General features: G+C 38.8%; 16 protein-coding genes. 2 read left to right on the top strand and 14 right to left on the bottom strand.

The features are described 5' to 3' along the window. Positions 1-79: 79 nt before the first annotated feature. The 12 genes from ACZZZW_RS11665 to ACZZZW_RS11610 form a co-directional block, all read right to left on the bottom strand. A complete protein-coding gene (locus tag ACZZZW_RS11665) occupies positions 80-1,780 on the bottom strand; it encodes an alkaline phosphatase family protein (RefSeq protein WP_463493581.1) in 1,701 nt (566 codons plus the stop codon). A gap of 11 nt (positions 1,781-1,791) precedes the next feature. Then, positions 1,792-3,750, bottom strand: a complete 1,959-nt coding sequence (locus tag ACZZZW_RS11660; protein WP_463493579.1) for a M60 family metallopeptidase — start codon at positions 3,748-3,750, stop codon at positions 1,792-1,794. 17 nt (positions 3,751-3,767) lie between these two features. After that, the gene (locus ACZZZW_RS11655) at positions 3,768-5,501 is read right to left on the bottom strand and encodes a hypothetical protein (RefSeq protein ID WP_463493577.1); all 1,734 of its coding nucleotides are present in this window, start codon (positions 5,499-5,501) and stop codon (positions 3,768-3,770) included. 27 nt (positions 5,502-5,528) lie between these two features. Continuing rightward, on the bottom strand, positions 5,529-7,211 hold the full coding sequence (locus ACZZZW_RS11650; RefSeq protein WP_463493575.1) for a DUF5008 domain-containing protein: 1,683 nt from the start codon (positions 7,209-7,211) through the stop codon (positions 5,529-5,531). Between the two features lie 31 nt (positions 7,212-7,242). Then, entirely contained in the window at positions 7,243-7,908 is a 666-nt protein-coding gene (locus ACZZZW_RS11645; protein WP_162235781.1) for a fasciclin domain-containing protein, read from the bottom strand. An 86-nt stretch (positions 7,909-7,994) separates the two neighbouring features. Beyond that, complete coding sequence (locus tag ACZZZW_RS11640) at positions 7,995-9,536, bottom strand: RagB/SusD family nutrient uptake outer membrane protein (protein WP_463493573.1); 1,542 nt, start codon at positions 9,534-9,536, stop codon at positions 7,995-7,997. 11 nt (positions 9,537-9,547) lie between these two features. Continuing rightward, positions 9,548-12,706, bottom strand: coding sequence for a SusC/RagA family TonB-linked outer membrane protein (locus ACZZZW_RS11635; protein WP_463493571.1), 3,159 nt, complete (start codon positions 12,704-12,706; stop codon positions 9,548-9,550). A 35-nt stretch (positions 12,707-12,741) separates the two neighbouring features. After that, on the bottom strand, positions 12,742-13,788 hold the full coding sequence (locus tag ACZZZW_RS11630; RefSeq protein WP_082458617.1) for a DUF5007 domain-containing protein: 1,047 nt from the start codon (positions 13,786-13,788) through the stop codon (positions 12,742-12,744). Between the two features lie 4 nt (positions 13,789-13,792). After that, complete coding sequence (locus ACZZZW_RS11625) at positions 13,793-14,467, bottom strand: hypothetical protein (RefSeq protein ID WP_463493569.1); 675 nt, start codon at positions 14,465-14,467, stop codon at positions 13,793-13,795. 14 nt (positions 14,468-14,481) lie between these two features. After that, positions 14,482-16,080 (bottom strand): RagB/SusD family nutrient uptake outer membrane protein, encoded by a 1,599-nt coding sequence (locus ACZZZW_RS11620; RefSeq protein WP_463493567.1) that lies wholly within the window; start codon positions 16,078-16,080, stop codon positions 14,482-14,484. An 18-nt stretch (positions 16,081-16,098) separates the two neighbouring features. Continuing rightward, positions 16,099-19,092, bottom strand: coding sequence for a SusC/RagA family TonB-linked outer membrane protein (locus ACZZZW_RS11615; RefSeq protein WP_463493565.1), 2,994 nt, complete (start codon positions 19,090-19,092; stop codon positions 16,099-16,101). A gap of 1,094 nt (positions 19,093-20,186) precedes the next feature. After that, a complete protein-coding gene (locus ACZZZW_RS11610; protein ID WP_463493563.1) occupies positions 20,187-21,893 on the bottom strand; it encodes an FAD/NAD(P)-binding protein in 1,707 nt (568 codons plus the stop codon). 442 nt (positions 21,894-22,335) lie between these two features. Between ACZZZW_RS11610 and ACZZZW_RS11605 the strand changes: the two genes are divergently transcribed. Next, positions 22,336-22,896, top strand: a complete 561-nt coding sequence (locus ACZZZW_RS11605) for a DUF1543 domain-containing protein (protein ID WP_463493561.1) — start codon at positions 22,336-22,338, stop codon at positions 22,894-22,896. An 11-nt stretch (positions 22,897-22,907) separates the two neighbouring features. On the opposite strand, the gene ACZZZW_RS11600 is transcribed toward ACZZZW_RS11605, so the two are convergent. Both ACZZZW_RS11600 and ACZZZW_RS11595 read right to left on the bottom strand, forming a co-directional pair. Beyond that, the gene (locus ACZZZW_RS11600; protein ID WP_463493559.1) at positions 22,908-23,699 is read right to left on the bottom strand and encodes a DUF4350 domain-containing protein; all 792 of its coding nucleotides are present in this window, start codon (positions 23,697-23,699) and stop codon (positions 22,908-22,910) included. A 207-nt stretch (positions 23,700-23,906) separates the two neighbouring features. Beyond that, positions 23,907-25,022, bottom strand: coding sequence for a DUF1015 family protein (locus tag ACZZZW_RS11595; protein WP_463493557.1), 1,116 nt, complete (start codon positions 25,020-25,022; stop codon positions 23,907-23,909). A gap of 467 nt (positions 25,023-25,489) precedes the next feature. Between ACZZZW_RS11595 and ACZZZW_RS11590 the strand changes: the two genes are divergently transcribed. Continuing rightward, positions 25,490-25,957: an Lrp/AsnC family transcriptional regulator gene (locus ACZZZW_RS11590; RefSeq protein ID WP_463493555.1), complete on the top strand. Its 468-nt coding sequence runs from the start codon at positions 25,490-25,492 to the stop codon at positions 25,955-25,957. Positions 25,958-26,005: the final 48 nt, after the last annotated feature.

Raw genomic sequence — 26,005 nt, 5'->3', positions numbered from 1 at the left:
GTATATATTGATCATCCTAAAACAGAAAAAACCCCTTACCACCAATTGGCGGCAAGGGTTTCACTAACTAAACTAACTACTATTTTAAAAATTCTATTTCAAACTGGTTTAGGAAAGGGTTTCCATCAATACCAAAATCCGCCAAAATTTTAATATTCATCCAATAAAGCATGTTTGCACTTACTGTTGCAGGTGTTAGTGCGATAGATTTCCCGGAAGCATCGGCATCTGGTGTTACTGATGGAGGAGCATCTGTTCCCATCGCTTTCCAGGTAAAAGGGCCATATAACGACATATCGTATCCGCCTGGTGCTTTATTGCCCAAATAGGCGTCAGTTCCTTCATTATTTTGCCAATATCCAATCAAATTGGCATAATTGGGATGCTTGGTGATATCTTTTAGGGCAACGTTTGCTTTTACAGTGGCTGCATCAAGTGCTGTATTAAAATAGGCAAGATCTGCCCCTTGAAAACTTAAACCTGTTCCTCCTGAAAATTGTTTATAGCCCAATGTTAATTTCTCTGGTGTTGATAAGCTTTTATGTGCGCTAATATTTATGGTTTGATTTTGAGTACCATCGGTATAAAGCGTAACGGTTCTGGTTGTGGCATTAACATATTTAACCGTCATGGTTAAGGTATGCCACGCGCCATCGAACACTATGCCTCCGGCGTTAACCTCTTGCCTACCAATACCAGAGCCATTATTTGCACCACCAAATGAAACGTTCCATTTTTTAGAGTCGGTTTGAAACCACATCCATCCTGTTTGTGTGCTACCACTGATTATAGTACTTTTGGATAGGAAGCCAACATAATAATTCTCAGTATTAAATTTGGCCTGCATCTGTACGGTAAAATCTTTAGTTGCGCCTGCATCGTACAAGCCGTTATCGTTAAACACCTGTGCACCTATACCTGTACTGTTAAACAAAGGAGTGTTAAATCCCCTCTTTTTAACCTCTTCCTGCTTAAATTTTTGGTTTGATGCAATTAAAAAACCAGGTTGCGGGTTGGTGCTGCTTCCGCCATGGTTAGTGGTAACAATAACCAACCAATCTTCTGAGGCATAATTTTTCCTTGCCTTTAAGGCTGTAATGATATTGCCAACATATTCATCAGTTTTTATAATCGCGTTTTTATAATTATCATTAGTGGCTATATATCCTCCGTTGGCTCCGGCAGTTTCCGCATCACGGAAATTTATCATTACCGCACCAACGTTAGTTTGTGTATTTAAAATGTTAACCGCACTATCTTTCACCCCTAAATCGGAAGATACCACAGGCGAAAAGTCTGCATTGCGGAGGTAATTGCGAAGATTAGTCCAAGGCGTTACAATTGCCGTTTTTGTGGCTTTATATTGGGTAATATAGTCGAATACGTTCCTATACGATTTGATTTCTGCATGATCATCTCCATTTGGATCCCGTAAGCGTTCAAAATTATCAGTACCAATAGAATGTTTACCATAACTTACGCCAGTGGCCATTGTTACCCATGAGGAAACATCATTACCTATTCCGCTTTTTATCACTTCAAAAGAAAATTTCCCTGTTTTTTGCAATTCCGAAATCTTTGGAGGCGCAATGGCTTTAATTTCGCTACCGGTAACACCATCAATACTAATTACTAAAACTTTGCGCTGTCCACCTACCTGTGGTTTCAATTCTTCGTAAACTGCTGGCGGATTGGCATATTTTTTACAAGCAGCAAAACCTAATATGATTATTGCGCAAGCCCAAAAGATGATATGATTTATTTTATTGTTCGTTTTCATAATAAGCGCCATTAAGGTTTAATAAGGTTACATTCTGATAAGTTGGCATATGTAGGATTTACGCCGCTTTTAATTACCACCTTGATAAACTTTGCACTAACGTTTCCACCTGGGAAATTAAAGTTATAAACTGCAGTTGTTTGCGGTAAGGTTGTTGTACCCACACTTACAAAATTTACGTTATCGTTACTGGTAAATATTTCTACATCTTTTACAAAACCGCCACTATTATTTTGTCGTTGAGCAAAAGTTACCCCTTTAACCGCTATCGGAAGAAGCGAACCGGTACCTAAAACGATATTAATAGGATAGCCTATGGTATTTGTAGCTGTTGCTGTACCATAGTTAGAATGCCAGTAAGATGCAGCCGAAACTACACCATCAACCAGGGCAGCTGTTGTTCCATCTCCAGATTGGCTTGAACTTACCGAAACAACGGTAGTGGCATAGGTGATTGGTGCTGTTCCGCCTGTTTTATTTAAAGGATTATAAGTCCATAATGCGGTTTTTAAAGTTGGATACTTTGCAGCTACTTTTGCCACAACAGCATCGCTGATCAATATACCCCAGGCACCGAAAAATGGCGATAAATCTGTTTTAGTGTAATCAGATAGTTTTTCGTAAACAAAATTGTGCTTGGTAATGTCGTTCGTGTTTAAACGTTCAGCATGGCGGGCCTCTGTATATAAATATGTCATTGCACCGTAACCGTATTTCTCAAAAATCTGCACAAAAGGCAATGTTTTCATAAACGGAGCTTCGTCTACCGTATTTATGGCTGCGTCCGTATCAAAATTTTTGGTACCGGCAGTGCTGGCATAGGCAATTGCTTTAGGATAACCGCTTGATACCGCAGGGTGCAAAATATTGTAATTTGCACCAATCCTGTTGGCTACTTTAAAACTGAAAAGGTTGTTTGTGGTTTCGCCAAGTGTACTCCAGCTCCAGATGCTTCCTTGCTGACAGTTGTGTCCAAATTCGTGATAGGTACCCCACTGGCCCGAACTCGTAGTAATTGAATTTAAACTTGTAAAACTGGCAAACCAATACGAATCGTTTAAACCCACAAAAGGAAAACCAGAGTGGCCATAGCCTAAGCTAAGCTGAATATCCAGTATACCACGCCATTGGCTTTGTGGACTTCTATCTCTAATATCGGCAGCATTATCTGATAAGCCCATCCAGGCATTGTAATCAAGATCAAAAACATCATTCCATTTTGTAAATACGGCTGTTGGATTGGTAAACGGCTCATTAGAATTAAATGTGGCGATTACCTTATCTCGAGGAATGGTGAAGATAACCCTTTTAGCCCTTAACTCTAACCAGGGAACTTGCGAGGCCTTAACTTTAGCAACCCATTCGGCATCAGTTGTTTGGCCTAAAATAAAATCTGGCGATACCACTGCACCTGTAATGGTAAAGGTAACCGGATTGGCATAGGCAAATGTAGCCAGGATGTAAATATGCCCGCCATAAAGGTTACGGATGTAGTTGACACCCGAAACCAATTGCTTTCTGTTGTAAATTACAGGATCACGCAACAATGGCGATTTACCTGCAAGATTATCGGTGTGTGCGCCTATTTGCACGCTTAAGCCATCTACGCCTGCCGGTACCACAATTTTAATCAACTCACCCGGTGCAGCATAATAACCTGTGCTATATTGTGGCGATGGCGCAACAGAGATTCTTAGGTTTTGTGCCGTTTGATCGGTAAAGTTAAGGTCTAAAGTAAGCTGAGCATCTTTTACCCTGGGTTCTGACTGATCTACCAGCCCTGGGAATACCCTTGCCTTTGCATACATCGATTTATCGATTAATTTCATATTGGTATCAATGGTACCGTCGGCCACATTTTCTGAGTTATCCGGATAACCATCGGGAACTTCATAACCGTATTTCTTACAGGCAGTAAATGCAAGCAATAAAAACAGGCCAAATATTTTTGTTAACTGATTAAATTTCATCTTATTAATATTTAAAGTTAATTAGTTGGTAATGCCACACTAGGACTATAAATTCTGCCTGCTAAGCCCCATTGGCTTGAAACGGAGATATTTAACCAGTTGTAAATAAGTAACGGAATATCAACACTGTTAGAAACAGCGGTATAAGCTGCAGGTGAAATATCAGGCGAAATATTGGGCGAAATTTCTTCAAAATTGGCAAATGCCACATTACTGCTATAAGTAAAATTATTGCCTTTACCAGATTGATCAAGCATTACAGTTCCGCTTGTTTCGTTTCCAGGCCAAAACCCAAGCAGGTTGTTAAAAAAAGGAGTACTGGGCTTAATTTGTGTACGCATAATTGCGGTAACATTGCTAGCAGATAAAGCCACATTAAATAAGGCTACATCTCTAATCAGTATATTGGTTTGGGTATTTCCATCTGTTCCAACATTTCCTCCTAGCCTGAGCGGAATGTTATTGTCGATATTTTTTCCGTTTATAGAGCCCGAATATCTCGTTAAACCATCAACATATAAGGTGAGGGTTCTTACCGCATTTAATAAACTGATTGTAAAGGCTACGGTATGCCAGCGGCCATCACGGATATCGATGCCAAATCCAGGTCGCGGAGAACCGCCCCAATCTAACTGAGCTGAATTTGCACCAAATAAAAAGCCCCATCCTGTAGAAGTAACAGAATCGAAAGGCCCTCTTTTTGCTAAAAACATTGGATAGTAATTTGCCTGTCCGTAATCATCTCTAAATTTAAACATGAAGGTATAATCACCGGCAGTACCAAAATTACCCAGTGTTGTACTACTTTGTGTGGCTGTAACGTTTGAAGAGGTAGTGGCTACAAAACGCGGGGCAGTACCCACAAACGGATAGCTACTTGGATCGGGCTGAGTAATCTGTGTAGATAAAAACCTTGGGTTATAAAAAGCGATATAGGCATTCCTTGAAGCATCGTTAAAAATATTTGATCCAGGTGTGCCGCCAGATGGCCCGCCACCTTTATTAGAAGCAATAATAACCAGCCAGTTCTCTCCTGAATATCCCTTTCTCGCTTTTAAGGCAGCTAAAATTTCGCCAATGTAGTTATCGATATTTTTAATGGCAGCAGCATAAGCCGGTGTGCCTGCAGTGTAACCATTTGCTGCACCTGCAGTTTCGGCACTGTGAAATTGGGCAACCACCACAGATGGGTTATTGGTGCTTAACTCTGTAACCACTCCTGTTTTAACAGCCTCATCATCAGCTACGGTTTGTTTTACAGTTGCATCTGCCGCCAGTTTATCATTAAAAACCGGAGTTGAAGCAATTGATACCGACCTGGAGTTGCTAACAGCGCTTTTAATGCGGGTAAATATTGTTGGCGTACTTTGCAGGTTTAAACCCGAAAAATCTTCAGTAGTTACATTGTGTTTGGTATAATCGTAACCGGTTAACATTGTTGTCCAGGCTGATGCATTGGTAATAACATTATATTTGTTATCAGCCAAGCCATCATAAGTGTATGTAGCTTTGGTATTTATCTGCACCAGGTTTGTAGGTGCAAGTGTTTTAATTGCTGCACCTGTTACACCATCTAAAACGATATATAAAACCTTTTTTCCTGCCCCTAAACCAAGGGTATCGTTCCGGAAGTTTTTTGGCAGTGTATTTTCAAAATCCTTATTACAACCAGCGGCCATAAAGAATAGCCCAAATACCAGGGCTAAGCCAAAATATTTTAAGGTTTCGGTTATTGTAAATCCTTTTTTCATCTCTTATTATATTTGAAACTGTATTGATCAATTAGAAAAATTAAGGCGCAACAGGTTGTGTGGCAACGTACCATTGAAACGTAGAATATTACCCACAAAAATTACCTGCGTACCGTTAGTGATGCTGGTTTCTATCATATCGTAAATAAACCCTTGGAAACCTCCGGTATTGTTATAACCTACAGCCAGCTGTCCGTTAGCCTCCAACACCATAAAACCCTGGCGCAAATAATCGCCATACTTATTAAAAGTGCCTGCTACAATTATTTTTCCGTTGTTTAGCTGGCCAACAAAATTTGTGATGCCACCTGTTATTGCCTGTCCGTTAAAAGTGGTTACGTTAGAGCCATCGGCATTTAGCAGGTTAACGCCTGAGGCTGCTTTACCATTAAAACTTGTAAATGAACCGCCCACCACAATTTTATTGGTGGTTGCATTGTATCGAATGGAAACAATATCACTATTTGCTCCGGAGCCTGTATTAAAACTGTTATCAACACTTCCATCAAGGTTAATTCTTACAATTCTATTGGCTTGTACCCCATTAAAGGTACTAAAACTACCCACCAGGATCAGTTTCCCATCCGTTTGTATCATTGCATCAGAAATAATTCCGTTAGCCCCTATGGCACTTTGCCGGGTAGATTTGTTGTAATGAAAGGTAGAATCCATGGAACCATCCATATTTACCCTTACCATTTGGCGCATCCGTGTATTGTCGTAAACTTTCTCATCGAAGCTTGAATTTGGCAGATACATGCGTTTGTAGTTGTTAAAGTTGCCAATCAGATAAACTTGTTCGTTAAAAACAAATGTTTTTCTAACCGCACCATCCACACCTGCATTAAAGGCACTTACGGTATCGCCGTTTTTATAAGTTTCTTGAGGTTTTGGATTTATTACATCTCTGAGAATTAAACTATCAAGAGATCCATTGGTATTTAACCTGGCCACATTATTTAACGTTTGCCGGTTTGTACGCGTTGAGTTAAAACTGGTAAAACTGCCGCCAATAATGTATTTGCCCGCCTGCGTTCCGGTTGGGATGCGGGTAATGGAGGAAATATACTTTTCGGCACCGCCAACTCCTTTGCCAAAACTAACCCCGCTGGTAGAATACGCTCCGTCGCCCAAAATTTGAGCTATTCCTCCAATCGGTAATTTTTCGGTTCCTTTTAATTCAAAATCATTAAAGCCACCTCCCAGAAAAAAGTTACCCCCAGGTAATGGTTCAATATCAAATATAGCACTGGTGCCCAAACCGTTGGTATTATTTGTTGCGCCGTTGATTACTTTCCAATTGGGATCGACACTTACTTTGCCACCAACTTTAACAATCGGACCGAAAAAACTTTGTCCTTGCGAGGTAATCCACATACTGCCGGTACTGGCAGTTATCGGCACCTTGAAAGTTAATGTACTGTCATTTGTAGATGCAGGTATTACTTCGGCTTCTATTTCATTTACATATACTTTAAAGTCGTTAATGTATTTGCTCAGGCCTTTTACCCTTACGCTTAAAACATCGCCAGGGTTTACCACATCTGGATCAATTGTTCTGGAAATGAAGGTAAGATCAAGCGTTTTTTTCCCGCCAGCATAGGGATCTTCAGTAAGGCCCCTCTCTTTTTGGCAAGATACAATAGCCGTTGTTAAGCCTATGGCTCCAAACAAAAACAGCTGAATTTTATATTTAATGTGAGTTAACATTTTAATTCAATTTGCGGATGAAATAATAAACCTATGGTGTTCGCGGATTAATGCCTGCGGATATCGCCTGCTCAATAAAAACATTGGTATTAAAGCCGAAATTATGTTTAAACTTATTTAATACATGTAAAACACCATTGGTGGGCTGTATATCGGAAGTGGCAATTGGAATGTTAACCAATGACACCTGCGGGTTAGACAGATCGGGGATATAAGCCAGGTACAACTGGCGGTAACCTGCATAAGCCACTCGTGAAAGCACTTCCCCTTTATCACTCAGTACCACTGCATCATTAAAAATCACCCCTACATTCATAATCCTCCCACTATACGAAGTGTAACCCTGACCAGGGAAAGCGAGGTATGATAAGGTATCACGCTGTGGGTAATCTTTTAAGCGGTTGGCACCTTTAAAAATGTATTGCGAAAGTATATTTTTCCATACCTCTGGTTTAATTTGCGACAACTGTGAAACGGTATCTTTTCCAGTTACCCTTAATTCGATGTTTAAGCGCCTGATCGACTTAAAAATAGATCCACTTGGTGGCGCAAAAAAGGTAATGTTCTCTTTGCTAATTACATCGGCCAAACCAGCCAGTTTGATTACAGTAAGGGTAGAATCAAAAAACGGTTTCTTTTCTTCCATGTATTGCATGATGTTGCCGTTATACTTGGCCTCATGAACCCCGGTTTCCATATAGTATTTTTTGCAGCCAGTTAAAACTGATAATACACAGATTAGTGAAAACAGCATTCTTTTATAATTTTTCATCATCATATCTATTAGTTCCAAAAATTATTACCAATTAAATTTGGGTTTGCGCTCCGCTCGGCGTCCGTAATGGTTAATGGCCATGTCCATGCCCCAGCATTAAGGTTGGCTACCGACATTGGCGAGCCTGTAAAATCGGAGCTGATTACTCTTTTTGTTCTTACCAGATCAAAATAAAACTGTCCTTCACCAATCAATTCCCTGCACCTTTCCCTGTAAATTTCATCTTTTAAATCCTGGCCATTTTGAGTAATGAGCGGGGCATTTGCGGCAATGGTAACCCTGTTTGCAAAATCTTTGGCACCACTTTCATCACCAAGTTCGGCCAATGCTTCGGCTGTTAATAAATAGCAATCGGGCAACCTGAAAATAATTGCGCTATCATCACTTGTTACCGATATTGCAGTACCCGAACCGGTTGTGTAGGTATTTGCGAATTTTTTAAACTGGAAAGTTCCTGATTGTGAATCGTAATTTTCGAACCAGGTGGTTATACGTGCATCAGGAGAACCCGGAGGATAAAGCTTGCGCATATAATTACTCGAATAATACATCGAACTTGATGTTTTGGTAACGTTGCCCTGGTACGGAAAGTGGGAGAAATAATAAGAATAACCTGCCGTAAGCGAAAAGCCTTCTCCATAGTTAAACTCCTGTAAAATACTGAACAGGTTTTCACTGCTTCTTCCTTTAAAAATTTTTAAGGTATTTGCAGGTGTAACAGGCAATATTTTGTAATTGCTATAAGTATCCAGTTCGGTGGCCAATGTTTTTACGGCTTCGTAATATTTTGTTTTCACACCGTTATCCCAGGCGGCGGCCCACATATTTAAATGCATTAAAAGCGCAACTGCTGATGCCTTGGTAGGCCTGAAACCATTGGATGTGGCATCGTTGTAAGCAGTTGGTAAATCGGCTTTTGCTGCAGTCATATCTGCAATACACTTGTTCATTACGGTTACCTGTGAGGTTCTGCCCAATGGGGTGCTGTGATAAGCCTCTGTATAATAAACGGCATCACCAAATAACTTGCAGATAAACATATAACTAAGGTTACGCAAGAATACGGCCTCGGCCTTGTATCTCTTTTTATCAGCATCCGGTAAGCTCGATGAAGGCACCTTATCTACTTCAAAGTATAAAATGTTTGCTGCTGCAATAACATCATACCACTCTTTCCAGCTCATAATTTTCTTCATCATATCGCTAAACCTGCCACTGCTGTTAACTATGGCTCTCATGTTGTTATTGGTAAGCGAATTAAAAATGGCTGTACCATCGTTGCCCAAACTAATTCCAGCAATATTATTACCCCTTATTTCCAAAGCAGGAAAAAATGCGCGATCGTTCTCATTAAAAAAAGTAGGTGTACCTGCTACTTTATCTTTTAGCCTTGCATAAATGCCGTTTGTAAATCCTTCTACATCTTCGCGTGTTTTCCAAAAATTGTTACCACTTTGTGCTTCGATGGGCGTTACATTTAAAAACTTTTTGCAACCAACCGTGGTAAATACCAGTGCGGCAAACAGGATTATATATTTTGTATTTTTCATCTGTTTAATTTTTAAAACTCAATGTTTAAACCTAATGTAAACTGGCGTGGAGAAGGGTAACCCCCTGAATCATCTCTACCCAAACTGGTTACATTTTCGGGGTTTGGACCTGTGTAGCGGGTAATAAAGCCAAGATTTGCTGCTGTAGCATTAATACTTACCCTGTTCATTCCGAACTTGCTGGTGAATTTTTTATCAAAAATGTAATACACCTTAACCGAGTTTAACTTAAAATAGGAACCATCTTCCTGAAATGCTGTTTGATTTAACCTAAAAGGATCGATAATACGTGCGCGTACAAAATCGAGCGGATTGGCATAAGTGGCATTATCACCAGCGGTGCTCCAATAATTTAGTTGTTCTAACGGTACTAAACTGCCCAATTTATTAAAATCAGTATAGGTCTGTAACTGTTTGCCCAATGGATTATTAATAATATCGCGGATCAGCGTAAAGGAAGTATTGACCTCCAAACTCCAGTTTTTCCATTGCAGGTATGACGTGAAACCTCCGGTAATTTGCGGCTGTGAATTTCCTGCAATAACCCTATCATTACCATTAAGCACATAATTACCATCCAGATCGGTAAAAATAGGATCTCCTGCTTTAAAATAATTCAGGCGGCCGTTACCACCCACGCGGTAAGGCAAACCGGTATTCGGATCAACAGGAACCTGTGAATTGGTAGAATATACCCCCTTTGTATTGTACAGGTAATTGGATAACGAATTAATACCCAGGCGGTAATAAGTATCCTGTTGTAAGTCTTTATCATAATAAATGTAATCTCTTAAACCATCAGGCAATTGTGCCAAAATTTCTCTGTTGATGGCTAAATTTGCTGAGATTGTCCATTTAAAAGGGCTGTTAGGACTTAGCGGACGGGCAGTTGTTTGAAACTCCCAACCATAATTTACGTTACTGATTTCATTGGAAGCAATGCTACTAAATGAATTGGTACTCGAAATATCCTTGTATTTAAAAATATTGTCGTTTTGCTTATAATAAGTATCAAAAACAAAAGAAAAACGGTTTTGAAACAAGCTAAAATCAACACCCGCATTGTAAGTAGTGGCTTTTGTAGGCTGTAAATCTAAATTTGGCAATCTGTTGAGGTCTAATATTACAGAATTTGCATTGTTATAGCGGTTCCAACCCACATATTTACCATAACCATCAAAAATACCGCCTACGGGCTGAATGTTTGAGCCATAACTTAAACGGATATCTGCATAATCAATCCATTTAATGTTTTCCATAAACTTTTCTTTGTTAAAGTTCCATTTTAAAGCGATTGATGGATTGGCAATGTACTTTGCATTTTCGCCATTGGCCGAATTGGCATCCAAACGGTAATTAAGGTCGAGTACGTATTTTTGTCTGTAGTTATAAGAAAACGCACCTGCAAAAGCAACGCTTCTCACATCAGTATAATCTATAGTTCCACCTAACGAGGTGAGGTAATCGGTCATATTGGTTAATGGCCCTCTTAACTGATCGTTAACCCCTCTTTCGTTTAAAATGGCATCAGCCTTAAAAAAGCTCGAGTTAATTTCGGTAAAGGCAAACAAGTTAAAATTATGGGCATCTTCACCGGCAGCATCTTTTAAACTGTACACATATGAAAACTGGTTACGGTTATATAATTTGGTTGCACGATCGTTATAAGTGTAATATTTCGATTGGTTGCCATTTAATGCCGCCGGCGAAAAATTATCTTTAGTACCTGTGCTATTGGTATAGTTTAAAAATGTAGAAATCCTGAAATTCTTAAAAACTTCATACTCTGCATTGATGGTTGCAAAAGTCTGTAACGATTTATTGTCATTATCGGTTTGGAGCTGAGCCAACACACCACTTTGTGATGAAAATAATGAAGGCGAAGGCAATAAACTGGATGCCGAACCTGTAGTCGCCAAGCCACTGTTTAGCAAGCCATTGCCACTACCCGTTTGTTGTTTTTGTATGGAATTTTGCAGCTGCCCAACCAATTTAAATTTAGGAGTGGGGTTATACTGCATGTTCATATTCAGGTTATACCTGGAATAGCCTGTATTTTCCTGAATCCCTGTTTCATCATAAGCACCCACACCAACCTTATAGTTAAAAGCTACATCACCACCAGAAATGCTCACATTGTGTGTTTGGTTAAAGGTATTGCGGTAAAAATAAGATTGCCAGTCGGTAGAATTGTTGTAGTAAGCATTCAAACTGTCAGACAAAATTGGTGAAGAATTTATCAGGTCTACAGCATGGTTATATGTAGTGTCGTTTTGCAAAATCTGCCAGATCCGCAGCTGCCTTTCTCCCTTTCCACCAATAACGCTACGCAATTGCGGCACCATCGAAAAAAATGAGGCACCATTATAACGAACCACCGGTACTTTGGAATTACCACGTTTAGTAGTAACCAAAATTACTCCATAAGCACCTCTCGATCCGTATAATGCTGTTGCAGCTGCATCTTTTAGTACCGTAAGGTCTTCAATATCTTCTGGCGGAATTTGCGAGATTGGTGATACACCAGGCCCTGCCTGCTGGAAACCGTACGAATAATTGGTATTGTCATCAACAGGAACCCCATCTATTACAAATAACGGTGATGTTGGCGTTAAAAAACTCGAACTTCCTGAACCTGATATATTAATGTTAGAAATACCACGTAAAGTAATAGAACCCCTGAAACCAGGTGCCCCTGTACTGTTCTGGATATTTAGGCCGGCAACTTTACCTTGTAAAAGCGACATTACATCACTTGCAGGCTGCCCCTGAATATCTTTACCCGATATGGTAACGGTAGATCCTGTACTTAAAGTTCTGGTTTTGGTTTGGTAACCAGCCGTAACCGTTACCTCTTTAAGGGTGGCATTATCGCCCTGTAAGGTAATATTAATTATGGTTCTGTTATTTACCTTTATGGTTTGTGAAATGTAGCTTAAATATTTAAAGGAAATTTCTGCATTTGATGCTACCGTTACCCTAAAACGTCCATCTCCATCAGTTTGGCCTAAAACCTTGCCACTGCTTAGAATACTTACGCCAGGTAAAGTTTCCTTCCTTTTCGATTCGCCATCGTAAACCGTACCCGTAACCGCAATTTGCTGTTGGGCCAAGGCGAGATTATGCAAACCAAAAATCAATAAAATTACTATCGTGTAAAAATACTTCATTGGAAATATGTTATGTTTTGATTTAGTTAGTTCCATCAGTCATTATCAAATTTTGGTTTGTCCGTTTTAAACTGAAAAATAATTTCCCAATCGCCCTCCTCATAGATTTTGAAATTTAAGGCCAGGTAACAGTGAAGTAAAACAGCACCAAATGCTTGCCTATCGAACCTGAAAACTACCCTTGCTGCACCACCATCGTTTGTGGTAAATTTGGTAGGGTATGCAGTTAGTGGAACAGGATAAGCCACATCGAATTTTACTTTTGAGGCATCTTTTACCATATTAAAACCATGTACCAGATTGCCCCAATCGGTTAAGGCAAACTTATTTGGATCGATAACCTGGGCAAGCGTATCAATAAATTTAAAACTGATGCTGTGCCCCGAATAACCAGGTAAACCTTTAGGAAGTTTATTAAACACAACCTGTACATCGCGTGATGTTAAAGATTGATTTGTTCGGGTACCAGTGATAAACAAATCTGAAGGACTAACAGAAATAGATGTTCCCTGCCCGGTTACCGGATCAAGTGGCGATGGCTCGTAAGGGCGCTCACGCAGTGGACTTAACCTAAAATTCTGAAAATACTTTCTCCCTCCTGTATTAGACATTTCTACATCGAACACATAACCCGAATCAGGCTGCGCCTTAATCATATTGGAATTGGCCTCTGCCCACATTAAAAACTCACCAGAGTGCGGGCGGACTTCGAATAACGCGTGATTCTCGATCACTCGTTTTGCCTCAATTTCGGCCAGCGATTTTTCAGTACCATCGTAAGCCGTTTTCCAAACTTTTACCGGGTACAACCTGGTAAGTTCGGGTGCGGGCTCGCCGCCAAAGGTGCGCATGTTTACAATTTTAAAATCTAATGGCCTACTTGAGTTGCCATAGGTAAAATTGTTCGTAAATAAAGTATTGCGGCCTAATGTAGGCTGATATATAAACTGTGTATATTGGCTATCACTGGCAATGGATAATCTGTTATCAGGTAAATTTTTCTTACATGCGGCCAATAAGAGCATCATACCTGATAGCATGAGCGCTACACTAAGAAAGTAATTTTTAGTTTTCGTCTTCATAAGGCTATTGGTCTAATCTGTAGGTAAATTCATCAAACCCGAAGTTGTGCAAGGGCGTTAAAATGTTAATGGTTGCATTATTGGTTTTAATATTAATTGCATTGGTATTTGTGGTAACCCAATTGGTTTGGATTGTTGAACCATACATATCGCTGTACTCGAGCGTGGTAGCCCCACCCCCAACAAATCCCGAAGCATTCGCTTTTACTGCTTTAATGTGCATGGGATAATTGAAACCAATAGCATTCAGCGAAATTCCATCCACTGTTGCTGCATAAGTATCTGCCGTTTTATTGCCTCGTATAATATACTTGGTAAGCATATATAATAATTGTTCAGGATCACCGGTTCTTAAATAAATAGGTGCTCTCCCCTCGGCCTTTCTGTATTGGTTTAAATATTTAACCGATGCCGCAAAGTTTTCATTTACAGGTGCAAACAGGGTAACCTGCTGATTGGTTAATGAATCCTTTAGAAAAGGGAAACGATCTAGCACCACTAACAGCGAATCGAAAGTATTGGGCTTCGATTTTAAATAATCCATTGCCGTTCCCTTAAAAGTTTGTACCGTATTGGTGTAATCGTAATATGGTGAGTCGCTTTTTTTGCACCCACTTAAATAAATGCCTATAACCGCTAGTAGCAATAAAAGGCTACACTTATATAATTTCTTTTTCATGATTATCTGATTGATTATTGCCAGTAAGCATTTTGGGTAACCGATGGATTTGCATTGATTACATCTTGAGATACTGGCCAGTAAATACCGCCCATACTTTCAAATTGCCTGAATGTTAGTGGTGTACCGTTTCGCTTGATAAATGTTCCCGTAGGATTTTTAAGGCGGTTAAAACGTACAATATCATACCATCTCCAGCCCTCGCCCATTAGTTCGCGTCTGCGTTCTTCAAAAATGGCATCTACCAAATCCTTACCCGATGCCGGATCGTAAGGATCGGTACCTCTTAAATTAGAAGCCTTGTTTAAGGCTGAAATTGCTTCATCGCGCTGGCCTAAAGCTGCGCATGCTTCTGCCCTCAGCAGGGTAACCTCCTCTATGCGGCTAAACAGCATGGTAGAACTGAACAAGGTTAAGTTACCCGAGGTTTGAGCCGTATAAATTACCTTGATTTTGTTAAAAATCGGTTGCTCAGAGGTGAAGTTGTAAAAGTAATTAGTGCGGTATAAACCATTTACCGGGTTAACGCTAAATCTTAAATCAGCTGGGTCGGTAAATATGTTAAGGATACTGTCTTTCGGTACAAACATTTCCTGCTGTGCTTTCGGTATAAATGGCGATGCCAGGGTTAACTGTTCAATATGCCCATTAGCAGTTGATAAACCATTACCGGCCTCGAAAGGGAAACCCACCAATACTGTTGCACGTTTAAAAGCGAACGGACTGTAATAATTTACATTCTCTGTTAGCGCATCCATATCCAAATAAACAATGCCATTAGAACCGCTTCCGTTTGATCTGGTATAATTATCGAGCACAAATTTTGTATAAGTGGCCGCATCCAGGTAATTGCCCTGCCATGCCGCAATATGGCCTAAAATGATATAAGCTGATAACCTGGTAAAAATATTTCCATTCCAGCTAGACCAACCTGCCCCATAATAAAGGCCGGGAAGTATAGGATCATCACCGCCATATTTAAAAGGTACAACCTGTGCCGCAGCCAATAATTCAGAAGTAGCAAACTGTAAAACCTTATCTTTACCCGTTCTTGGCAGTTTTACAAAATCTCCATCATGAGAAGATGTTAACAAAGGCACATCACCCCAAATCCTTACCATGTAGAAATAAGCAAAAGCCCTTAATATTCTTGCTTGTGCAACATCTACATTGTTGTTTATCTGCGTATAACGCGAATCTAATGGGATAATTTGTTTTGAACGCTCAATAAACAGGCTTGCCGCATTAATTACAGCATAAAATCTGCGCCAGTTGGTTATTCTGTTAATTACAGGGTATTGTGCGTTTAACTGGCCAATAACGATTGATTTTAAATCGGCCCTGTTGGTAATTTGAAAGTCGCCCTGGCGTAATTCGCCCATTAACCAGTGGGTATTATCTGATACGGTAGCCGAGCGCATCAGCCCGTATACCGAAAGAAGGTTTGCCCTTGCATCTTCCAGGGTTTTCCAGTTACTTTCTTCGGTAGCTAACCTGGTTGATTGAACATCCTCAATTTTCTTGCACGAAAAATTGCCGATACCAACCAGGCTTAGTAATAAAGCAAGCGCAACCATTCGGTAGCTGCTCATTTTATAATTAGAATATTTCATATTAATCATGGTAATATTTTATAAATCCAGTTTTAAGCCCACAACAAACGTGCGTGGGATAGTGATATTTGCGCCATCGTATATTCCATTGTAATTGATCAGTTCTGGATCAACCCCTGAAAAATCGGTAAGTGTTAACACGTTTAAGGCCGTAGCATATAAGTATGCTCTCCTTATTTTTCCACCTGCTTTTTTAAAGAGGCCCATTTTACTGAAATCATACCCCAGTGTAACCGATCTTAATTTGATGTAAGAAGCACTTTCTAAAAACAGATCCTGGTCGGTACGGTAAGCATCAACCGGACTCCATGGATTATATATTGGATAATTTTTCTCATTATCGAACGATTGCCACGAAGAAACCTCTTTTACAGAGTTGATATCGTTACCAGCCTCGCGGTTTACAAAACTATATCGGGTGGCTTCGTATTGGTTAATTGCTTTTTGGCCCGCAGCAAAAATAAAATTGAAGTTTAAATCGAAGTTTTTATAAGCCAGGGTATTGTTCCATCCTCCAACAAATTTTGGCAATCTGTCTCCTGTTAATATTTTATCCTTACTGTCTATCCGGTTATCATTATTATAATCAACCCATTTCGGATCGCCTGCTTTTAATGGAATGCCATTAAACGTTCTGCCTGCCGGCACCTCAGCATCACTATTGTAAATACCCTGATTGGTGTATAACCAGTAGCTTCCAACCGATTTACCCACTTCAAGTTTGTTATCATTTTGATAAATCAGTTCATTTAAGCCATCTGGCAATGCCGATAATTTGTTTTTGTTGTAATTTAGGTTCAAACCTGTACTCCAGTTCAAGCCATTTTTATGTTGTAAAACCGATCCGTTAATTAAAAGCTCAATACCTTTATTGTTGATATCCATACCTGATTTGTATTCAGTAGAATAACCTGTTTCAACTGGCACAGGCAAACCGATTACGCTGTTTTTATCTTCACGGTTATATACTGTTACCGCAGCATTGAGGCGGCTGTTTAAAAACGATGCATCTAAAGTAACACTGGTCCGATCTGCGAAAGGCAAGCTGATGTTATAACCAATAAAACCACTGTTGTATGGGCGGTTAATGCCCAATAAACCTCCATAACCCGGGATGGTTGGCTCTTCTTCCCATCCATTTTCTGAACGGTACTGAGGACCAGCGGCAAAACGGTCATCCTGAAAAATTCTTAAAGTACGCCCCCAGGAAGCGCTTAAATGAAGAGCATCTATTATTTTACTGTCTTTTAAAAATTGCTCTTTTAAACTCCAGTTGGCACTGAAAGCCGGCGTAGTTACCCAGCGGCTATCTGGCTGACCATTGGAAGCACCATCCCTCCTAATCAATGCGCTTAACGTTAATAAATTTTTATAAGCATATTTAGCGGTACCATAAAACGACATTAAGTTATTACGTTCCTTATCGATGTACCTAAATACATAGAAATTATTGTTGGTTAGTACATTCAGGTAGTCTGGATTGGGAGAGCCGGATTTCGTTGGATTTCCATCGACAAAAGATAGTTTTACATAATCATTCGGACCATTATAAGCCCTGGCGTAGTTATATTTATAAGTATCGCCCTGTAAACTTTGGCCAATTTCAAAATCTACAACATGGTTTTTATTGATACCATATTTATAGCTAATGCTATTGTTGATGGATACCCTTTGGCTATAACCAAAATAGTTGGAGATATAACTGATACCTGCCAACAGTGTAGAGGGGATAAAATAATCTCTAACACCCTCATTGTAGTTAAACAGGCCAGTGCTTGAGATCACGAATTTATTTATTTTAGCACTTAGGGTTAAACTTCCATTTAATACCGTAGAACGGTTGTTATCTACATTCCTGTCGTTTTGCGTTAAATACGAAGCATACGAATCGGCATTTGGAGATAATGGACTGCTTAAATCGGGTATGTAACGTGTTTCGGCAAAACGATCGCGCAAGCTTTTATTCCGGGTACGGTCTAAGCGGGCCGTATTAACTGTGCTTGATACGGTAAGCCATTTAAATGGCGCCATATTGATCCCAAAAAATAAATTATAGCGATCGATACCGGTATCATCGGCGTTTCCGGCATTCTTTGTACCGGAACCAAAAAACCTGAAATTCGCCCTTTCCGTGCCACCGGTAATTCCTAAATCGGCCGAAAAGGTGGGGGTATTCTGATAGTATAAATCTGTCCAGTTGGATGGGCCAAAATAGGCCACGTTAGTAGAATCGCGTAAATAAGATGCCGGGCTACCGCTTGGGTTATATTTTTGATAAAACTGGCTTCTGAAGTTATTTTCATAAACTCCGTTAACCGTATTTACCTTTGGTGCAGTTACATAGCCAAAATAAGTGTTTAAACTAATGTCCCTCAAGCCTGCTTTTGCATTTTTAGTGGTGATATAAATCGCACCATTAGCGGCGTTTGGACCGAGTTTGGCCAGCTCGAATGGATCTTTAATTACGGTAATCGACTGTATATTATTGATATCTACCTGGGATAGCAAGTTTGTTGCCGGGCCAATTCTGTTGTAATCGTATTTTTGCACATCGAAAGCAAAAGGATTATCTGCAACCAATGGCACACCATTTAAATAGATGGCAGGCTGGAGTGCATAAATGTCTTTCTTGTTAAACAATAAGCCTGATGTACCCTGAACAATAATGCTCTGCTCCGTACCAGGTTCTCCGTTTGGCTCCTGTACGTAAACCCCGGCTAAATTACCTTTGATAATTTGCTGTAGCGATAAATTTGGAACTGCAATTGCCGAACGGATATTGATAGTATCGCGTACCGTTTTAAATTTCTGTAAGGCCTTAATCATTAAACCGATGGTATCAGTTTTAACGGAATAGGCGGATGAATCTTTTTTAGATTTAGTGGTATCCTGCTGAAATACAACATATTTCAAGCCAACACCCTTAATCGAAGCCTTATTGGCATATAAAGATTGAAATCCAAAAACAGATAAAAACAAGGCGAAACAAACGCTTGTATAAATTTTAACCATTTTAATAGTTTAATTAAAGTTTAAGTGTTTAAAGAAGAAGCTCGATTTTTAAAAAGCGATAGAAAAATTAACCCGGTTTGAGTTTTTTGGGCATAGCAATGCCTGGGGACAAAGTGTAAAATTTTTGAACATGCGGTTGAAATTAGGATGATTGGTTAATCCATAGCATACAGTAATGCCATGAATGATTAGTTTTTTGTTTGCTTGTGTATTATACCTTGGTTAGAGGTTCTTTATTTATTATTTTATTATCAATTATTTTCCTGCCGGTTAACAGTTTTTTGCTCGTAATATTAAAATAAAATGTCGGCTCGTTATGATTTGGTAATGCAAGATATAGATTAAGCAAAGACGATTTTTATTTTTCTTAACGCAAACGTTTGCCTAAAAAAATGCGTTAACGATTCAATGATAGGCACATATGGTATAATCAAAGCCGAAGAAATACCTTAATTTTAATTTTTCGGCAAGAGAAATTCAGCTATCAAACTAAAGTGTTAAGAAAACATTAAAATGACAATTGATCTTTAAGGAGAAAATCGGGATTGCAATTGTTTTTTGATTTTTATTTGAGCTTTAACCACAGCTTATTTACCAATACCTTAATTATAAAAAACAAGAAGCAGCAAATTAAGCGCAAACGTTTGTTTTTTAATCAGGCAATGAAGGAATGTAAAAATAAACCATTGATTGATAGCGTTTTATAAAAAAATATTCAAGTACAGCATTTACAAACTTCTAATAAACTAGCTTTTTTAAACTTCGCTAATCAGCTACAAATCTGTCATTTTTTCTAAGGTTTTTTACCATTTTTAACCCTCAGGATGACAAATTAAGGGATGAAAACCTATAAATCTCCGTGCTTTCTGTGTTTCCGTGGCAAAAACTGATCTGTGTTGATTTGTGTAAATCTGTGGTGAATCCTTCGAATATGCTACATTGACAGATTCTAATAAAAAGCGTCGTCATTCCGAGGAGGAACGACGAAGCAATCTTTCCCACTAGTAATCCTTGCCATAAAGCTTACTTCATCGACTGATAAAACCTTCCCGCAATGCCGCCCGCGGTACCATTTTGTCAGCCTGAGCATAGATTTAACTCAAGATACTTTTCAGCACCGCTTCTGAAGCGGCCTCACAAAAATCAATTCCAGAATAATCGGGGTTATAACCACCAATATAAGGAACTGCCATAATATAAATCCGTTGATTGGCCTCCCCTTTTTTATCCACTACCTGAAAATGATCATTAATAGTGATCCCTGGCACCGTTAAGTAGTAGATATTATCCTCTTCTTCCGTAACCAGGTCATTTTCCTTTACCTGCGCTTTTCCGTTTTCTGCAGATTTAAATTGCAACCTTGCCGGACTCACCGTACCCTTATTTATCAAACTTTTAAAGGGAAAATCATTAAATGAAAGATGTGGTTGCCCAATACAATCAACAAATGTATCAAAGTGAACAGTTACTTCCTCATCGGCAACCTTATAACTATAATCTGCCCCTCCAGTTTCAAGTGGCTTAACCACCGCATCATCTCCAACTGCAATTATGCTTAAAACACCGGCATTGTGCAGTGCCAGTAATTCTCTGCACGAACTTTGAGGCACAAAAGCAATTACAATCGAAATTAATGGCATTAACACTTTCTGAAGCCTTTCCATATCTTCTGCCGACAAATATTTAGCAGGATAATTCATGGCGAAACTTAACACAGCCAATGCTTCTTTCCAATAAATAGATTCTCGCTTCTCGATAGATTCTGCTGCTTCATCATATTCTTTCTTAAAAAGTTCAAAAGGCTCCATTTTTTCCCTGAAACCCATCATGGCACCAACAAAGGCTTCAAGATTCATGTTTTTAATCAGTTCATAAAACGAAGGATCTTTTTTGATAAACATTGCTTTAAAATTCCTTTCGAAAACAAAGTCCAAAGGCAAAAATCCGCTATTTTCAGCAATACTTTCCTGGATTTCGGCTTTGCTCAATGTTTCATCCTTACCAAGGTGCGAATCTGCTAAGTGGAACCTTATTGCAGGCAACAGGCCACTACGAGAATGCATTACAAGCTTAAAACCCTCGCTTTCCAATTTATATGCATAAGTGCCATCCTCATTGCTTTCGAAACTACCATTATGCCTGGCCAGCGTTCTTAAAGCATCAATAGCAGTTAAAGATGATCCCATGATGCCAACAGCATGGTTAAGCTTTAACGACAGTTTTTGGGGCGGATATGGCGAATCAAAATAGTTCGGAATCTTACCTTCATATTTCTTTGGCCAGTTGTGCCCTGTACAAATTATGACCTGGTCAAAATGTTTTTCATCTTGGTTTTTAACTATTACAGCTACTTTATTTGCATCCGTAAAATCAATAATATCTTCAACAATGCAATTTAAATGAATGTTGGTTATAATTCCCTTCTTTTCAGCAGCTTCCTTTAAGAGTTGAAACTGAGCAGATAGATACTCACCGAAAAATAACCTTGGTAGTACTTTGTATTCGTTAAATTTTTCTTCGTTGATATCAAACTTTTCCAAAATCTCTTTTGGTGCAATTTTTACCCAATCTTCTATAGAATTAAAAATTACCGGAATTTCATTGTCTGATACATTGGTAATATGCTCAACATTTGCACCTTCAGCACTATAAGGCATACCAGCTCCTAAATAATCTTTACGCTCAAAAATATCGATTTCTAAATCTGACACTTCAGATTCTGTTAATCTTTTATACATAAAAAGCCCACTCGGCCCACCTCCTATAATCGCGATTTTCTTTTTTGCTGTGTTGATATCCATTTATAAATGCTGTAAGTTCCTATACATTCAATGATACAATCGCAAAAAGTTGAAATTGTTTTGAGCGGATGGAAAATGTAAGATGGATAATGGAAATGTATGGCTCAAAATGCTGACAATAAACAGTTTATTTTGCAAAACAAAAGTATAATTGGTTTAAAAAAAATAAAACTGACCTCATTTTAAGTAAATGAACATCCTTGGCGTAACATTTTGCAATAAGAATCAAAACTAGGCCTCCGCTCAATTCTCATTGTACAATTGCGGTTAAATCAAAATTTCTAAGAACCAATTTTCATTATTGCTGTTAAGAGGTAAGTTAATGCGGTATGGATGCTCAATTTCCAATATTAAACGAACCCATTAGGAGCCAACATTCATACTGGTGCTATGCCGTTACACGCAATTAACCGATTTATACAAATACCGATTAACCACAAAAATGAACGATTTAAAACTATTTATGATCCTGCTCGGATCAAAAGCACCTAAAAGAAACGTAGAACAGCACGATTATTTTTTTGGCATTGCCAGATCACTTAAAGAACTTGTTCCCGAAATAAAAGCATTTTGGCCAGAGGCAGGAACAAGCCTGCATTTAGATGGCTGGCGCGAGGTGAATAAAGTAGATGATTATGAAATTTCTATTAAGCTGAGAGATGAAGATACGCCACGCTCGGCACATAAATTATTTTTTATCAACCTGGGAGGTTACCAATCGGGCAAATTATACGAACAACATTACATTGTATTATCGGTGCACGATGAAAGGGCAAAAGCCATACAGGACGCCAAGAAAACGGTTTTTTTCAAAACGAATTCCATCAAAGGAGCCAACTCCCATATCGATGAAAAATATGGTATTGATGTAGATGATATTTACAAAATCGAGGATATTTTGAGCGAAGAAGCCAAGTTAAAGTACCATATCGAAATAAAACCATCTTCAGCTTTACCTGAAGATGAGATTCATTTAGGTTATTTTAAATTGGATAAATTATAAAAAAAACAGTTTTATTTTTTGCTCAGCGTTTTTAACCAAAGCACTAAATCAAATGCGGCTTTATCATTTTCGAAACCCATTTCTTTAGGCAAACGCCCATTAACATATTCATCATACAACCATGGATCGGCAATGGCAATTACATTTCCTTTGCCAAATTTGGCCGAAGCAATAACCGTTGCACCTGCGGCATTTTTAAGCACTGGTTTTGCGCCATTTTTGGTATCGATGGAACAAACATCCTTCATAAAAATTTTACCGGCTGTTTTAAATACCGGATTGTTTTTAATAACAATCGCACCATCTTCAAAATGAGCATCATCAATTACATGATTTTGCATTTCATTGGTAAAATGCATGCCGAATGCGCCGGCCAGTTTATTAAAGTGCGGCAATTCTACATTGGCACTATCATTGGCAAACATTACCAATGTGCCGCCTTGTTTTACCCAGGCAGAAATTTCGGCAATATCTTTAGCTTCGATGTAGTTTGGTTTCGGATTTTCTTTCGGCCTGTCCGGATCTACAATCAAATAAACACTGCTTTCTTTTAACTTGGCAAGGGTTGGCGCAGTTTCAAGCGAATCCAACTTAAAGCCTTGTTTCTTAAAAACATCGCCCAAAATAGAAAAACCGCTCATGGCATGTTCATTCCATAGGTAATGAAACCTGATCTCTTTACCCTGTTTATCTTTATGGGTTTCACGGTTGAAGAAATAATCTAAGGTTACAGTTTGTGCGCCCGCCAGTATTGATGAGCAGGTTAAAAGAGAAAAGAAGCAAAGTTTAAAAAGAATTTTCATATAATTAAGGTTAGATAACTAGAGCGGAAACCCAAAAATATAAAATTTAGCGGTATTCAAATGGCATATTCCTTGCAAGCCTATTATTTTAAACTGTTTATTTAAGCCGTTTTTTATATAACGCAGCAATAAAGAAACAAATAATGGTAAAGGTTGCCATCAACTGACCGATACTTTCCAAATCCAAATCGAACATATCTGTTAATTTTAGCGATTTACCTTTTCGCCTTTGGCTAATATGGCTACAGGACTGGTGGCCATAAAACCCTGAGGTATTTTTGGTGCTATCCAGGTCGATTTCGGTGGAAGAAACCTACCCTTTTTTGCAACAGCGATAAATTCCTCTGCTTCCATTGGATGAAGTGTAAAGCCTATTGTTGTGGTTGAAGTTCCGAGCTGAGCCAAAAACTGGCTCCATTTACCATCAGGAAAATAACTCAGGCGGGTATCTTCTTTCGGGTTGGTAATGCCGAGCACAGGTTTAAGGATCATCTCTTGTAAAATGGCTGTATCCGGCATTTCTGCTAAATCCGCCAAATCAGGCTTAAGGTCTAATTGGTACCACTCACCTGCAAAGTAAAGTCCCATTCTATTTTTCCGGTCAGGATTTAAAGCTTTATTGTTCGGAATTTTGGAGATGTAATAATACTTTTCAAGCATTTCCATCAAGGCTTCCTTTGTGATATCAATTTCTTGGATCAGGCGGTGAAAGGCGGCAATAGAAATCGATCCTGCCGAAACAAATAAACTGCTGATTTGCTGTGGAACCGTTTTTTGTAATGCGTAAGCGGCTTCCAACCGGTGGTGGCCATCGGCCAGGTAAACCTGCTCAAGTTTTGCAAATTCAACACAAAACCGATCAATAAGTGAAGTATCAGCAATCTGGTATAAAAAATGGCCCAATTGAGACCATTCGCTCTCTATCGGTTTTTGATCTGCGATAGCCAAATCAATCAAGCTTTCTAAATCATTATGCTGATATACCAATAAAATAGGCGACTTTTCTATTTTACCTTTTCCTTTATCGGTTTTAAGCGATGCAACTTTAGCCGAAACGGTATCTTCGTGCCGTTTTATAGCACTTGTTGCCGTTGAAGCAAGATCAGTCATTGCCCAAATTCCCCTCATGGTTTTACCTTCACCACAAAATTCGTAGATATAGATGGAAGGATCTTTTTCGAGCGCACATCCAAAAAGGTTGATTACATCTTCAAAAGAAAGTTGTTCATTTTTATGCACCTTTCCATTCAGCTGATCAGAAATCATCAGTTCAAATATATCTTTGCCTGGCTTTAATGCCTTTAAAGGGGATATTTTTATCATCACTTACATATTATTCAATTTCAAGCACTGCTTTTTTATTGTATATCCTTTCAAAAAACCGACCATTATGCCAACCAATATTTAAACGCCCGAAGGTATGAGCGCATTGTAAAGCAAGGTCATGAATCCGCCAAGTATACGGTAAATTTATACCTGCGATTTCTTAATCAGCAGCAAAATATAAAGATCAGCAGATAAGTAAATTATTAATCCTCAACCTTGTTTTTTGGTAAAAATTATTTTTACAAGACGTACAGCATCCCAAAAGTTTTGTTCTACAGATATTTTAACCAGGCTTACAGAATTTAATTTGCATCATAAACACAAAATTTTATTAATATTGTAATATATACACTAAGTAAGAATTAAAGAAAGCACCAAATATTAACCTAAATATACCTTATTTTAACTATTTTTAGGCATTACAATACCAAACAAAATAGAAAAATTATACACTAAGTATTTACATGCAGCCTCATAAAGTTGATCAGACTGATATTGAAATCCTCAACCTTTTGCAACGTGATGGATTATTAACCTATAAGGAAGTTTCGGGGAAGCTTAGAAAAAGCATGACTCATGTTGTAGAACGCATTAAAAAACTGCGCACAAATGGCTACATTAAATCAACAGTAGCCATTGTGGATATTGATAAACTGAGGTCACATTTTATAGCCTTTCCGCACATTCAGCTCACCATGCATTCAGAAGATATTGTAAGGGCTTTTAAAGCCGAAATGGAAAAATATCCGGAAGTAATGGAATGTTACCACCTTACCGGGCATTTCGATTTTATGCTTAAGGTTGCCATGCCCGATATGGTTTCGTACAACAATTTCCTGAGAGACAATATAGGCGCACTGGCTTATGTTGGCAATATCCAGAGCTTTTTAGTGCTCAACCAATCAAAGGCAGAAACCGCTTATGCATTGTAAACTTATTAAGCTTATTTGTTAAAATAGTTTAATCCAAATCCAACATCC

This window comes from Pedobacter sp. AC379 (assembly GCF_979258145.1).
This window is presented reverse-complemented; position numbering and strand designations above follow the sequence as displayed.

Coding starts and splice junctions, on each gene's coding strand:
- ACZZZW_RS11650 (WP_463493575.1), bottom strand. CDS start 7,211: ATGTTAACTCACATTAAATATAAAATTCAGCTGTTTTTGTTTGGAGCC.
- ACZZZW_RS11665 (WP_463493581.1), bottom strand. CDS start 1,780: ATGAAAACGAACAATAAAATAAATCATATCATCTTTTGGGCTTGCGCA.
- ACZZZW_RS11610 (WP_463493563.1), bottom strand. CDS start 21,893: ATGGATATCAACACAGCAAAAAAGAAAATCGCGATTATAGGAGGTGGG.
- ACZZZW_RS11645 (WP_162235781.1), bottom strand. CDS start 7,908: ATGGAAACCGGGGTTCATGAGGCCAAGTATAACGGCAACATCATGCAA.
- ACZZZW_RS11605 (WP_463493561.1), top strand. CDS start 22,336: ATGAACGATTTAAAACTATTTATGATCCTGCTCGGATCAAAAGCACCT.
- ACZZZW_RS11590 (WP_463493555.1), top strand. CDS start 25,490: ATGCAGCCTCATAAAGTTGATCAGACTGATATTGAAATCCTCAACCTT.
- ACZZZW_RS11600 (WP_463493559.1), bottom strand. CDS start 23,699: ATGAAAATTCTTTTTAAACTTTGCTTCTTTTCTCTTTTAACCTGCTCA.
- ACZZZW_RS11635 (WP_463493571.1), bottom strand. CDS start 12,706: ATGAAGTATTTTTACACGATAGTAATTTTATTGATTTTTGGTTTGCAT.
- ACZZZW_RS11595 (WP_463493557.1), bottom strand. CDS start 25,022: ATGATAAAAATATCCCCTTTAAAGGCATTAAAGCCAGGCAAAGATATA.
- ACZZZW_RS11620 (WP_463493567.1), bottom strand. CDS start 16,080: ATGAAATATTCTAATTATAAAATGAGCAGCTACCGAATGGTTGCGCTT.
- ACZZZW_RS11660 (WP_463493579.1), bottom strand. CDS start 3,750: ATGAAATTTAATCAGTTAACAAAAATATTTGGCCTGTTTTTATTGCTT.
- ACZZZW_RS11625 (WP_463493569.1), bottom strand. CDS start 14,467: ATGAAAAAGAAATTATATAAGTGTAGCCTTTTATTGCTACTAGCGGTT.
- ACZZZW_RS11655 (WP_463493577.1), bottom strand. CDS start 5,501: ATGAAAAAAGGATTTACAATAACCGAAACCTTAAAATATTTTGGCTTA.
- ACZZZW_RS11615 (WP_463493565.1), bottom strand. CDS start 19,092: ATGGTTAAAATTTATACAAGCGTTTGTTTCGCCTTGTTTTTATCTGTT.
- ACZZZW_RS11630 (WP_082458617.1), bottom strand. CDS start 13,788: ATGAAGACGAAAACTAAAAATTACTTTCTTAGTGTAGCGCTCATGCTA.
- ACZZZW_RS11640 (WP_463493573.1), bottom strand. CDS start 9,536: ATGAAAAATACAAAATATATAATCCTGTTTGCCGCACTGGTATTTACC.